The following is an 11,834-nucleotide window of genomic DNA, read 5'->3' as shown; positions in this document are numbered from 1 at the left end:
GCAATCCGGTCTTTTTATGGAGGATAGTAAATGAATTTAAATCAATTAGATATTATCGTTTCAGATGTTCCCCAAGTCTGTGCTGACTTGGAGCGTATTTTGGATAAAAAGCCCGATTATGTTGATGACAGTTTTGCTCAGTTTACGATTGGCAGTCACTGTCTGATGTTGTCCCAAAATCATTTGATTCCTTTGGAAGATTTTCAGTCAGGAATCATTCTTCATATCGAGGTTGAGGATGTAGACCAGAATTACCAACGGTTGAAAGAACTTGGTATCCAGGTTTTAAACGGACCAACTGTAACCGATTGGGGAACAGAGTCCTTATTAGTTAAAGGGCCTGCTGGTCTAGTGATTGATTTTTATCGTATGAAGTAGGTAATTCTATTATCAAATTTTTTATCTAAACATTCTTGGAGTGAAACTTAAAAAGATCGGAGCAATTCGATCTTTTTTGTATTTATGCGACTTTCAGTCCGTCTCGCTCCGTTAGGTGCGAGACAAAAAACCACCCGTTTTCACGGGTGGTTATGATTTCTACACTTATTGTTTGGCTTCCTGTTTTAATTGTTGCACCTGTTCCTCGTACTGGACAAGCTCCCTGTCTTTTATATTGATAGTCGCTTCTGCTTCAGCAATGCGGCTTCTCAGATCTTGAGTCTTGTTATGGTGATAGCCAATACCAATAGCACTACCAGCAATGATCCCGATTACTAGACAAGTAAAAATCACCAAAATCAAGGGAGCAGATAGTTGTGTAAAGACAAGACTGACAGTTACTGTTTGACGATTGAGTAGACCAAATGAGATCACAATGACTAATAAGCTCAAACCGCCAATTAGATAAGCCTTATCTTTCAGTGACAATTCATTAAATTTTTTTAGCATAAGTTCCTTTTCTCCTGACTATGTTGATAGAAAACTACACACCATTTAGGTATTAACAAAATTCATTTTACTAGAAAATTTCGATACTGTCAATAATTTCTAACGGCTTATTTACCATCAATCAATCGATTCATTGAAAAGGAGTATTCATTTTCTAATATTTGATTGAGTAAACAGAACGGAGCAATTCGGTCTTTTTTCTGTTCCCTCTTTCTTATAACAAGATTGTGATAGTTTATATCTTTATAACAAAAGTTTTAAAGACTTGATTGTTTTGAAAGAATATTTTAAAATAAGATTCAGTAAAAATGAAAGAGGTTTTGAAAATGTCTGAAAAACAAATGAAAATTTTAGGTTGGGTAGCGACCTTTATGTCTGTTATGATGTATGTGTCTTACTTCCCACAAATCATGAACAATCTGGCTGGTCAAAAAGGAAATTTCATCCAGCCCTTGGTTGCAGCTATCAACTGTAGTCTCTGGGTTTACTACGGTCTTTTCAAGAAGGAAAGAGATATTCCCCTTGCTGCTGCCAATGCACCAGGTATCGTTTTTGGCCTAGTGACAGCTATTACAGCTTTGATTTAAAAAGAAGACTGGTTTCAGTCTTTTTTTCGTACATTTGAGCAAGCTCAGGACATCATTACCCAGATAGTTCCAAACTTTTTGTCCCCTTTTTAGTATAATAGAACTAGCAAATCAAGTGAGGTAAAGTGATGACAGAAATACTACAATTTCCAGAGGGCTTCCTCTGGGGTGGTGCTACGGCAGCTAATCAATGTGAGGGTGCTTATAATCTCGATGGGCGTGGTTTAGCTAACGTTGATGTGGTACCCATTGGACCAGATCGTGAAGCCATTATCACAGGTCAGAAAAAGATGTTTTCGTTTGAGGAGGACTATTTTTACCCAGCCAAAGAAGCTATTGATATGTACCATCATTACAAGGAAGATATTGCTCTTTTTGCAGAGATGGGCTTTAAGACTTATCGACTTTCCATTGCTTGGACTCGGATTTTTCCTAAGGGCGACGAAACAGTGCCAAATGAAGCTGGTCTAGCCTTTTATGAGGACTTGTTTAAGGAATGTCATAAGTATGGAATCCAACCTCTGGTTACCATTACGCATTTCGACTGTCCTATGCACTTGATTGAAGAATACGGTGGTTGGCGCAATCGTCGGATGTTAGACTTCTATGAAAAACTTTGTCGCACACTCTTTACCCGCTATAAGGGCTTGGTCAAATTCTGGCTAACCTTCAATGAAATCAACATGATTCTCCATGCACCCTTTATGGGAGCTGGACTCTGTTTTGAAGAAGGAGAAAATCAAGAACAGGTTAAATATCAGGCTGCCCACCATGAGCTAGTAGCTTCAGCCCTTGCGACGAAAATTGCCCACGAAATTGACCCAGAAAACAAGGTGGGATGTATGTTGGCAGCAGGGCAATACTATCCTAACACAGCCCATCCGAGAGACTACTGGGCAGCCATGGAGGAAGACCGCAAGAGTTACTTCTTCATTGATGTTCAAGCGCGTGGGGAATACCCAAACTACGCCAAGAAGCAGTGGGAGCGTGAGCGAATCGAGATTCAAATGACTGCAGAAGATTTAGAGTTGTTGAAGGACAATACTGTTGACTTTGTTTCCTTCTCTTACTATGCAAGTCTAGTAGCCTCAGGTGATCCAGAAGTTAAAGAATTAACTGCTGGAAATGTTTTTGCCTCTCTCAAAAATCCTTATCTTGAATCCTCAGAATGGGGATGGCAGATTGACCCACTTGGCCTTCGCATCACCCTCAATGCCATCTGGGATCGTTACCAAAAGCCTATGTTCATCGTAGAAAATGGACTCGGTGCTATGGATACACCGGATGAAAATGGTTATGTAGCAGATGACTATCGGATTGCTTACTTAGAAGCTCACATCAAGGCTATGCGAGATGCCATTTACCAAGATGGAGTTGACTTGCTTGGTTATACGACTTGGGGCTGTATCGATCTGGTTTCAGCTGGAACAGGCGAAATGAACAAGCGCTATGGCTTTATCTATGTGGATCGAGATAATGCTGGTCATGGAAGCCTCAAACGTAGCAAGAAGAAATCCTTCTACTGGTACAAGGATGTCATTGCCAGCAATGGTGCAAGTATTAAGTAGAGCACATTTGTTCACTATTTTTATAAAATCTTCTCTCTACTTTATATAATAGGAAAAAGAGTTCAATTAGACCTGGCTTTTTGCTATAATGAGGGGAGAAAAATCAGACAGGAGAATATGATGTCAGAACCATTATTTTTACAATCAGTTATGCAAGAAAAAATCTGGGGTGGAACCAAGCTACGTGATGAGTTTGGTTATGACATCCCAAGTAAAAAAATAGGGGAATACTGGGCCATCTCAGCTCATCCAAATGGAGTTTCAAAGGTGTCAAATGGTCGTTACGAGGGAATAGACCTAGCAACTTTGTATGCAGAACACCGTGAATTGTTTGGCAATCGTCCTGAGCCTGTATTTCCACTTTTGACTAAGATTCTGGATGCCAACGACTGGCTCAGTGTCCAAGTTCACCCAGACGATGCCTATGGACTAGAGCATGAAGGTGAACTTGGAAAAACAGAATGCTGGTACATTATCGCAGCGGATGAAGGTTCAGAAATTATCTATGGTCACAATGCCAAGTCAAAAGAAGAACTCCGCCAGCAAATCGAGGACAAGAACTGGGATGCCTTGTTGACAAAAGTTCCTGTAAAGGCTGGAGATTTCTTCTATGTACCAAGTGGCACCATGCACGCTATCGGAGCAGGAATTTTGATTCTTGAAACTCAGCAATCTAGCGATACCACTTACCGTGTCTATGACTTTGACCGTAAGGATGATAATGGCAACTTGCGTGAACTTCACCTTGAAAAATCTATCGATGTCTTGAATATTGGCGAGCCTGCCAATAGCCGTCCTGTAACTATCAAAGCAGATGATTTACGTTCCACTCTCCTTGTATCCAATGATTTCTTTGCAGTTTACAAGTGGGAAATTACTGGAAAAGTTGACTTCGAAAAGACAGCTGACTACAGCTTATTCAGTGTCTTGGCTGGTCAAGGTCAACTAACTGTTGACGGGAAAAATTATCCAATCCAAAAAGGTAGCCACTTTATCCTACCAAGTGATGTTGAAGCTTGGACATTGGAAGGGCAAGGTCTGGAATTGATTGTTAGCCATCCATAAAAAAGAAAGGGCCTGAGTTTACTACTCAAGTCCTTTTTGATTACATAAATTGGGCGATGAAGACCACGATGATGATGATTGGAATGATGAAACGAAGAAGGAAGAGCCAGACTTGGAACAGTCCCTGTTTCCATGCTGTTTCATCAAGATGGAGTTCCTCCATTGCAAGAGCCTTTTTAAAGATATAGCCTGTAAAAAGTGAAAGGCAGAGAGCTCCAAATGGCATAAGGAGATTGGAAACCAAGAAGTCCATAGCATCAAAGAAGGTCTTCCCAAAAATATGAACATCTGCCATAATACTGTAAGATAGGGCTGAAGGGATTCCAAAGACAAAGGTCAAAATTCCTAAAATAACACTCCATTTGGCACGCTTGCTGTTGTTTTGATTGGTGATATTGCCTACATTGATTTCCAACATAACGACAGAAGAAGTGACCGTCGCAAAGAGGAAGAGCATGAGGAAGAGGATGTAGAAAATGGTTCCAAAAGGCATCTTGTCAAAGAGCTGAGGCAAGACGATAAAGAGCAGGCTCGGTCCCCCTTCAGATTGGATATTGAAGGCTGACATGGCTGGGAAAATGGCTAGACCCGCCATGATAGATACTGAAATATTCATGACTACGATGGAAATCCCTGACTGGACTAGATTGGTTTTTTTGTCCAAATAAGAAGCATAGGTCAGCATGGCTGTAACCCCTAGTGAGAGGGCAAAGAAAGATTGTCCCAGAGCATAGAGGAGACCAGCACTTGTCAGCTTAGAGAAGTCTGGTTTTAGGAAGTAAAGAACCCCTTCCATGGCATTTGGCAAACTGAGAGAGCGCCCAATGATGACAACAAAGATGATAAAGAGCAGGGGCATCATGACTTTCGAAGCTCTTTCAATCCCTTTTTGAACCCCACGTGATACAATGAAGATATTCAATAGGATAAAGGCTGCTTGAGCTCCTAGGGCAATGGCTGGATTTGAAATGATTGAAGTAAATAACTGAGCATAATCACCCGTTCCACCAAGTTGGAACAATTTTCCAAACTCAATGCCTAGATAGACTAAAATCCAGCCACCAATAACACTGTAAAACGATAAAAGGATAAAAAGGGCAAAGGCACCAATCCAACCGATAAAGTTGTACTTGCTATTCTCACCAAGTTTTCCAAAGGTTTTAATCCCAGAGACACCAGCACTTCGGCCGAGGGCAAATTCAGCAAGGAGAAGTGGGAAACCGATTAGAATAGTGGAGATGAGAAAGACTAGTAAAAATCCTCCTCCACCGTTAGCAGCAGTCATGTAAGGGAATTTCCAAACGGCACCAAGTCCGATGGCTGAACCAGCAGATGCTAGAATAAAGCCCAGTTTAGAACCCCATTGCGATTTTTCAGACATAGTTAAACTCCTAAAATTAGTATTACAAAAGAAAAAGCTACTGCCCTTGGCAAATAGCCTCATAAGTACTCAAAATGAGCCTTTCTTTTGATTGATAGACTTGACTATCCTATCATGTTTTCTAAGGTCTGTCAAGAAAACCATTTTCATGTTATGATAAAGTAAAAAATTTCGCAAAAACGCTTGACTCTGACCTAAGGGGAGGGGTTATACTATCAATGTAAGGAGGAAATCATGTACCATATAAAAGAAGCTGCGCAGCTTTCGGGCGTCTCTGTCAAGACCCTGCATCACTACGATAAGATAGGAATTTTGGTTCCTTTAAAATCGGAAAACGGCTATCGAACCTACAGTCAGGAGGATTTGGAACGCCTTCAGGTTATTCTTTACTACAAATATCTAGGTTTTTCTTTAGAAAAAATAGCAGAGCTGTTAAAGGAAGAAAGGACAGATTTATTGCCTCATTTGACCAGGCAGTTGGACTATTTGACTCGAGAGAGGGAACATCTGGATAACTTGATTTCCACCTTGCAAAAAACCATTCAAGAACATAAAGGAGAAAGAGAAATGAGCATTCAAGAGAAATTTGCTGGATTTAACTACCAAGATCATCAAAAATACCACCAAGAGGCGGTAGAGAAATATGGACAAGAAGTGATGGATCAAGCGATTGAGCGCCAGAAAGGTCACGAAGACGAGGCTACGGCTGCCTTCAACCAAGTTTTTCAAGCTTTGGCACAAAATCTTCAAGCTGGTCTGCCTGCAACAGCAATTGAAAACCAAGAGCAAGCAACCAAGCTCTTGCAAGCCATTCGTACTTATGGATTTGATTGTTCTGTTGAGGTCTTCGGATATATCGGCAAGGGCTACGTCTATAACCCAGAGTTTAAGGAAAATATTGATAAATTTGGAGATGGTACAGCCCAGTACACATCAGATGTCATTGCCCACTATGTCCAAACTCATACAAAATAAAATCGGAGGAGTATTCTTCCGATTTTTACTAAATTCAAGCACTACTTGCTTAATAATTTTTCTACCACATTTAGTTTTCGCATGGTCAAATCTACATTGAAAAGTTTTTCAAGATAGTTGGTATGGAGTTTCTTTTGTTTTGTAGTTCTAGGGAGATAGAGGTAAAGACAATGGTTACCGATACAAATTTCTTCTTCACCGTAATCCATTTTTAATTTTTCTAAAGGGAGACTTTGAATAGCTTCTTGATAAAAAATCACGTGTACACGGTCATAAAGATAGTGTTCTCCAAACGGATTTTCTTGGACAATGTTTTTAAAAATATCCTTATTCTTAATGATTATTTTGAGATCGGCTCCAATCTTTTCCTTTATTAGAGTATGAACCTGTTCTCGTATTTCTTCGAGAGCTAAGTTACTTTCAAGAATAATATTTCCACTTTGAATATAGGTTCGAACGTGTTGAAAACCAGCTTCTGTTAAAATATCTACCAAATAAGACATTTTCGGGATAGCATTTTTTCCATTAGGAGTAACACCTCTTAGTAAAATAATATGTTCCAAAGGACTTCCTTTCTTATTTTGTATTTTAGTCATTCAATTATTTATATATTTGATTTGAGCCTGCCACCCAACCGGTACAGAGGGCTGAAGTGATATTAAAGCCACCCGTGTGGGCATTGATATCCATGACTTCGCCAGCAAAGTGAAGGCCAGGTACCAGCTTACTTTCAAGGGTTTTAGGGTTGATTTCCTTAAGACTGACACCACCCTTGGTAACAAAGGATTTGGCGAGAGACATTTTACCAGTCACAGGGATTTTGAGGGTCTTAATAGACTGGAGAAGTTGTTCTTGTTCCTTTTCACTCAACTGTTTGACTTTGTCAGGATAGCCTTGCACAAAAAAATCTGCCAAGCGTTCTGGAAGCAAAGTTTTTAAGGCATTTTTCAAGGATTTTTCCCGATTTTCTTCTAGAAATGTAGTCAAGTCATTTTCAGAAAGATGAGGCAAGACATCCAGTGAAAGGATTTCACCACCCTTGACAAAACTAGACATACGTAGGGCAGCAGGGCCAGACAAACCAAAGTGGGTAAAGAGCAAATCGTGAGTGATGACATGCTTACCATAGCTTAGGGTCACATCGTCCAGCGAAATACCCTGCAAGACCTTGTGTGGAAAATCTGTCAACAAAGGACTCTCAGCGGCCTCAAGTTCGGTGATGGTGTGCATAAAATGACGGGCGATCTCGTGACCAAACCCAGTTGAACCAGTCGAAGGATAGGATTTACCACCTGTTGTGACAATGAGTTTCTCACAAGTGAAGGTTTGGTCTGCGGACTTAAGGACAAACTGGTCGTCTATCTTTTTAACCGAAACAATCTCCGTTTGAGTAGCAACTCGACCACCGAGTTCAGTGATTTTCTTTTCCAAGGCCTCGATAATGGTCCGAGACTTGTCACTAGCAGGAAAGACGCGTCCGTGGTCTTCGACCTTAAGTTTAACACCATTTTCTGTAAAAAAATTAATGATATCATGGTTATCAAATTGGGAGAAGACACTGTAGAGAAAGCGCCCATTTCCAGGGATGCCAGCTAGTAGGTCATCTAGAGTTCCGTTGTTGGTTACATTGCAACGTCCCCCACCAGTACCAGCTAATTTTTTTCCAAGTTTCCGATTTTTTTCGATGAGGAGGGTTTTCTGTCCATAAAAGCTACTGGAAATCGTAGCCATCATACCAGCAGGACCTCCACCAATGACGATAGTATCAAAATGTTTCATAGCTCTATTGTACCACAAAAAAACAAGAGATGAAGTCACCTCTTGTCAAGAATGCAATTAATCAATTTCATACCCCATCAGCAAACCACCATCTTCTGCATAAAAACTGCAGAGACCAGATGTTGGGAGAATTTTAATATCCGCCTGTGGGAAGGTTTCACGTATTCGGTCTGAAAGCTGTTGGCAACATTTCTCGTTATTACGTTGGGCCATGACAATACGGCCACCAGCATATCCAGCTTTAATGATTTCATCATAGGCAGCTTGAACTGATTTCTTTGGTCCTCGTGCTTTTTGTAGCAATTCGAGAGTTCCAGTTTCACTAGCTTCTCCGACCATACGGATATTGAGAAGGCCAACGACCGTACCGATAAGCTTGCTCAAACGGCCGTTCTTCACCAAGTTATCGACTTTAGCTAGGACAAAAAGTAACTTGGTTTTTTCTTGATAGGCGGTGATAGCTTCAACCACTTCTTCAAAAGATAAGCCCTGGTCGATCAAGTCATTCACTTTTTCTACGAGCAAGTCAACTTCCCCACCAGCAGACAAACTATCAATCACATGAATCTTAGTATCAGGATGGTCTTCCAGATAAATATTCTTAGCCAGTTGAGCACTATTGTGACTACCAGAAAGAGTACCTGTGATGGTTACTAGGAAAATGTTTTTGGCTCCTTCAAATGCTCTTAAATAATCATCTGGGCTTGGACAAGCTGATTTTGAAGCTTCTGCAGTTGCATACATGGTTTCCATCATTTGGTCAATGTCAAGACTGGCATCATCAACAAAGACCTGATCAGCTACTTGAATGGTTAAGGGGACACTTACAAAGGTCGTGTCAATAGCTGGTGTTACCAGCTGACGATAATCACAACCAGAGTCAGCGATAATCTTCCAAGTCATAGAAATTCTCCATCTTTGCCAGTTATACATTGACAAAGGTTCTGTCTTTTTTTACAATTATATCATGAAAGCCCTTGAAACAAAAGCCTCATCCATCTGTTGTGACAAGTAGAAAGAAAATGTTATGTCTGAACGTAGAATCTCTGAAAAGTCTCTTGAAAATCTCAGAAAATCAAACCAAGAATCCAATTTATTAACTAGAGAAGCCATCGAAACAGCCCTCTTGCAGCTCTTGGAAAAAAAGGATTTGACCAAGATTAGTATTTCTGAATTGGTCAAACGTGCAGGCGTTTCGCGTGCGGCCTTTTATCGCAATTATGATTCCAAAGAGGAAATTTTAGAGAGCGTCTTTAAACGAACTGTCCACAATATTATGGAACAGTTGCACCATTATGATTTAAAGACAGACCTTTATCTGGTCTGGGTTCACCTTTTCCGAGAAGCAAGAAAGGAAGCCAGAGTGATTCAACTGGCCTTAGATTACCATCTGGAAAAAATCTTTGTCCAAGCCATGCAGGAATTTCTAGAAAAATACCATGGAAAATCAAAAGGTGTCAGCTCTTATCTTCATTCCTTCTGGAGTTCAGCCATCGTCTCAGTCCTTCTAAAATGGATCAAGGATGGCATGAAGGTACCTGCTGAAAAGATTGCAGATTTACGGTTACCATTTTTTAAAAAATAGAGAAAAAGGAGAAGAGATATGACTGAAAAAAGACTAGCATGGGATGAGTATTTTGCAGCCCAAGCTCTACTAATTGCCAATCGTTCCACTTGTAAACGTGCTAAAGTGGGCGCGATTCTGGTAAAGGATAATAAGGTTATTTCCACTGGTTACAATGGTTCGGTGTCAGGTACCGAGCATTGTATTGATCACGAATGTCTGGTCATTGAAGGCCACTGTGTTCGCACCCTTCATGCCGAGGTCAATGCTATCCTTCAAGGTGCAGAACGTGGTGTTCCCAAAGGCTTTACAGCCTATGTGACGCATTTTCCTTGTCTGAATTGCACCAAACAATTGCTTCAGGTTGGGTGCAAGCGCGTGGTTTATATCAACCAGTACCGAATGGACGACTATGCCCAATACCTTTATCAAGAAAAAGGAACAGAATTAACCCATTTACCACTTGAGACAGTACAGGCCGCTCTTAAAGAGGCAGATCTAATGTAAAAATTATCAAAAATCAATGGTTTAGAAAGATTTTTAAACCGTTTTTTGGTATAATAAGAAGAATAAATTGAAAGAAGGAATTCCAAAAATGGGAAAAATTGAAGTTATTAATCATCCACTGATTCAACACAAATTGTCAATCTTGCGTCGTACAGATACTTCTACAAAAGCTTTTCGTGAGCTAGTAGATGAGATTGCTATGTTGATGGGGTATGAAGTACTTCGTGATCTTCCACTAGAAGATGTGGAAATCGAAACACCAATCACAAAAACAGTTCAAAAACAATTGGCAGGTAAGAAATTGGCCATCGTTCCAATCTTGCGTGCAGGTATCGGGATGGTTGATGGGCTTTTGAGCTTGGTTCCAGCTGCTAAAGTTGGTCACATCGGTATGTACCGTGATGAAGAAACGCTTCAACCAGTTGAGTACTTGGTAAAATTGCCTGAAGATATTGACCAACGCCAAATTTTTGTAGTAGACCCAATGTTGGCAACAGGTGGATCAGCAATCTTGGCTGTTGACTCGCTTAAAAAACGTGGCGCATCAAATATCAAATTTGTCTGCCTTGTATCTGCTCCAGAAGGTGTAAAAGCCCTTCAAGAAGCTCATCCAGATGTAGAAATCTTTACAGCAGCCTTGGATGACCGCTTGAACGAACACGGTTATATCGTTCCAGGTCTTGGAGATGCTGGAGACCGCTTGTTCGGTACAAAATAACATCTAAAAGAAAAATGACTTGAAAAAGAATTTCCAGTCGTGAAAGGGGGTTGAATTTTTGTTTCTGTCTAATGAAAGCAGAGCAAAAATTTGACCTTTTTTGACCTAGATATTATAATAGTCTTATCTTCAGTCATTTGACCAACAAAATTAAAACTCAAAAGGAGAAATAAATGATTCCTGTAGTTATTGAACAAACAAGCCGTGGAGAACGTTCCTACGATATTTACTCACGTCTTCTCAAAGACCGCATCATTATGCTGACAGGTCCCGTTGAAGACAATATGGCTAACTCAGTTATTGCCCAGTTGCTTTTCTTGGATGCCCAAGATAGCACAAAGGATATTTACCTTTATGTCAATACACCTGGTGGTTCCGTTTCAGCTGGTTTGGCAATCGTTGATACTATGAACTTTATCAAGGCTGATGTCCAAACTATTGTTATGGGAATGGCTGCATCTATGGGGACGGTCATTGCATCAAGTGGAGCAAAAGGCAAACGTTTCATGCTTCCAAATGCAGAGTATATGATTCACCAACCAATGGGTGGTACAGGTGGTGGTACTCAACAAACCGATATGGCGATTGCTGCAGAACACTTGCTTAAAACTCGTAACACTTTGGAAAAAATCTTGGCTGAAAATTCAGGACAGTCAATCGAAAAAGTCCATGTAGATGCAGAACGCGATAATTGGATGAGCGCTCAAGAAACACTTGAATATGGCTTCATTGATGAAATCATGGCTAACAATTCTTTGAACTAATGATTAAAGAAGGCGAACTCGACTGGGTTTGCTTTTTT

At 40.4% G+C, this 11,834-nt stretch carries 14 protein-coding genes; 9 read left to right on the top strand and 5 right to left on the bottom strand.

The genetic code is table 11. The features are described from left to right. Positions 1–30: 30 nt before the first annotated feature. Complete coding sequence (locus tag QP439_RS01520; RefSeq protein WP_001052638.1) at positions 31–378, top strand: VOC family protein; 348 nt, start codon at positions 31–33, stop codon at positions 376–378. 165 nt (positions 379–543) lie between these two features. On the opposite strand, the gene QP439_RS01515 is transcribed toward QP439_RS01520, so the two are convergent. After that, positions 544–888 (bottom strand): lipopolysaccharide assembly protein LapA domain-containing protein, encoded by a 345-nt coding sequence (locus QP439_RS01515; protein ID WP_285387267.1) that lies wholly within the window; start codon positions 886–888, stop codon positions 544–546. 326 nt (positions 889–1,214) lie between these two features. Here QP439_RS01515 and QP439_RS01510 point away from each other — a divergent pair, with 326 nt between their 5' ends. The 3 genes from QP439_RS01510 (at position 1,215) to manA (ending at position 4,108) form a co-directional block, all read left to right on the top strand. Then, positions 1,215–1,475: a SemiSWEET family transporter gene (locus QP439_RS01510; RefSeq protein ID WP_001291473.1), complete on the top strand. Its 261-nt coding sequence runs from the start codon at positions 1,215–1,217 to the stop codon at positions 1,473–1,475. A gap of 128 nt (positions 1,476–1,603) precedes the next feature. Then, a complete protein-coding gene (locus QP439_RS01505; RefSeq protein WP_285387265.1) occupies positions 1,604–3,043 on the top strand; it encodes a 6-phospho-beta-glucosidase in 1,440 nt (479 codons plus the stop codon). A 120-nt stretch (positions 3,044–3,163) separates the two neighbouring features. Further along, complete coding sequence (gene manA, locus QP439_RS01500) at positions 3,164–4,108, top strand: mannose-6-phosphate isomerase, class I (protein WP_285387264.1); 945 nt, start codon at positions 3,164–3,166, stop codon at positions 4,106–4,108. A 40-nt stretch (positions 4,109–4,148) separates the two neighbouring features. On the opposite strand, the gene QP439_RS01495 is transcribed toward manA, so the two are convergent. Continuing rightward, positions 4,149–5,489 (bottom strand): sodium-dependent transporter, encoded by a 1,341-nt coding sequence (locus QP439_RS01495; RefSeq protein ID WP_285387262.1) that lies wholly within the window; start codon positions 5,487–5,489, stop codon positions 4,149–4,151. 234 nt (positions 5,490–5,723) lie between these two features. Here QP439_RS01495 and QP439_RS01490 point away from each other — a divergent pair, with 234 nt between their 5' ends. Next, positions 5,724–6,464, top strand: coding sequence for a MerR family transcriptional regulator (locus QP439_RS01490; RefSeq protein ID WP_285387261.1), 741 nt, complete (start codon positions 5,724–5,726; stop codon positions 6,462–6,464). A 41-nt stretch (positions 6,465–6,505) separates the two neighbouring features. Here QP439_RS01490 and QP439_RS01485 read toward each other — a convergent pair whose 3' ends face one another. The 3 genes from QP439_RS01485 to QP439_RS01475 are packed head-to-tail and all read right to left on the bottom strand — an operon-like array spanning position 6,506 to position 9,146. Beyond that, positions 6,506–7,027, bottom strand: a complete 522-nt coding sequence (locus QP439_RS01485; RefSeq protein WP_285387317.1) for a DUF1697 domain-containing protein — start codon at positions 7,025–7,027, stop codon at positions 6,506–6,508. A 37-nt stretch (positions 7,028–7,064) separates the two neighbouring features. After that, complete coding sequence (aao, locus tag QP439_RS01480) at positions 7,065–8,243, bottom strand: aminoacetone oxidase (RefSeq protein ID WP_285387259.1); 1,179 nt, start codon at positions 8,241–8,243, stop codon at positions 7,065–7,067. A gap of 57 nt (positions 8,244–8,300) precedes the next feature. Beyond that, positions 8,301–9,146, bottom strand: coding sequence for a DegV family protein (locus QP439_RS01475; RefSeq protein ID WP_261080833.1), 846 nt, complete (start codon positions 9,144–9,146; stop codon positions 8,301–8,303). Between the two features lie 124 nt (positions 9,147–9,270). Here QP439_RS01475 and QP439_RS01470 point away from each other — a divergent pair, with 124 nt between their 5' ends. The 4 genes from QP439_RS01470 (at position 9,271) to clpP (ending at position 11,796) form a co-directional block, all read left to right on the top strand. Further along, positions 9,271–9,828 (top strand): TetR/AcrR family transcriptional regulator, encoded by a 558-nt coding sequence (locus tag QP439_RS01470; RefSeq protein ID WP_000004136.1) that lies wholly within the window; start codon positions 9,271–9,273, stop codon positions 9,826–9,828. Positions 9,829–9,846: 18 nt separating this feature from the next. Beyond that, on the top strand, positions 9,847–10,314 hold the full coding sequence (locus QP439_RS01465; RefSeq protein ID WP_000136973.1) for a deoxycytidylate deaminase: 468 nt from the start codon (positions 9,847–9,849) through the stop codon (positions 10,312–10,314). An 88-nt stretch (positions 10,315–10,402) separates the two neighbouring features. After that, complete coding sequence (upp, locus tag QP439_RS01460; RefSeq protein ID WP_064276977.1) at positions 10,403–11,032, top strand: uracil phosphoribosyltransferase; 630 nt, start codon at positions 10,403–10,405, stop codon at positions 11,030–11,032. Positions 11,033–11,205: 173 nt separating this feature from the next. Next, complete coding sequence (clpP, locus tag QP439_RS01455; RefSeq protein ID WP_153225958.1) at positions 11,206–11,796, top strand: ATP-dependent Clp protease proteolytic subunit ClpP; 591 nt, start codon at positions 11,206–11,208, stop codon at positions 11,794–11,796. Positions 11,797–11,834 lie beyond the last annotated feature (38 nt).

The organism is Streptococcus sp. UMB1203, assembly GCF_030217725.1.
GTDB lineage: Bacteria > Bacillota > Bacilli > Lactobacillales > Streptococcaceae > Streptococcus.
Note: the sequence above shows the minus strand (reverse complement) of the source record. Positions and strands in the feature narration are given on the sequence as shown.

What these genes read in the sequence shown, in the direction of transcription:
- QP439_RS01520 (WP_001052638.1), top strand. Translation starts at nt 31, where the DNA reads ATGAATTTAAATCAATTAGATATTATCGTTTCAGATGTTCCCCAAGTC.
- QP439_RS01515 (WP_285387267.1), bottom strand. Translation starts at nt 888, where the DNA reads ATGCTAAAAAAATTTAATGAATTGTCACTGAAAGATAAGGCTTATCTA.
- QP439_RS01510 (WP_001291473.1), top strand. Translation starts at nt 1,215, where the DNA reads ATGTCTGAAAAACAAATGAAAATTTTAGGTTGGGTAGCGACCTTTATG.
- QP439_RS01505 (WP_285387265.1), top strand. Translation starts at nt 1,604, where the DNA reads ATGACAGAAATACTACAATTTCCAGAGGGCTTCCTCTGGGGTGGTGCT.
- manA (WP_285387264.1), top strand. Translation starts at nt 3,164, where the DNA reads ATGTCAGAACCATTATTTTTACAATCAGTTATGCAAGAAAAAATCTGG.
- QP439_RS01495 (WP_285387262.1), bottom strand. Translation starts at nt 5,489, where the DNA reads ATGTCTGAAAAATCGCAATGGGGTTCTAAACTGGGCTTTATTCTAGCA.
- QP439_RS01490 (WP_285387261.1), top strand. Translation starts at nt 5,724, where the DNA reads ATGTACCATATAAAAGAAGCTGCGCAGCTTTCGGGCGTCTCTGTCAAG.
- aao (WP_285387259.1), bottom strand. Translation starts at nt 8,243, where the DNA reads ATGAAACATTTTGATACTATCGTCATTGGTGGAGGTCCTGCTGGTATG.
- QP439_RS01475 (WP_261080833.1), bottom strand. Translation starts at nt 9,146, where the DNA reads ATGACTTGGAAGATTATCGCTGACTCTGGTTGTGATTATCGTCAGCTG.
- QP439_RS01470 (WP_000004136.1), top strand. Translation starts at nt 9,271, where the DNA reads ATGTCTGAACGTAGAATCTCTGAAAAGTCTCTTGAAAATCTCAGAAAA.
- QP439_RS01465 (WP_000136973.1), top strand. Translation starts at nt 9,847, where the DNA reads ATGACTGAAAAAAGACTAGCATGGGATGAGTATTTTGCAGCCCAAGCT.
- upp (WP_064276977.1), top strand. Translation starts at nt 10,403, where the DNA reads ATGGGAAAAATTGAAGTTATTAATCATCCACTGATTCAACACAAATTG.
- clpP (WP_153225958.1), top strand. Translation starts at nt 11,206, where the DNA reads ATGATTCCTGTAGTTATTGAACAAACAAGCCGTGGAGAACGTTCCTAC.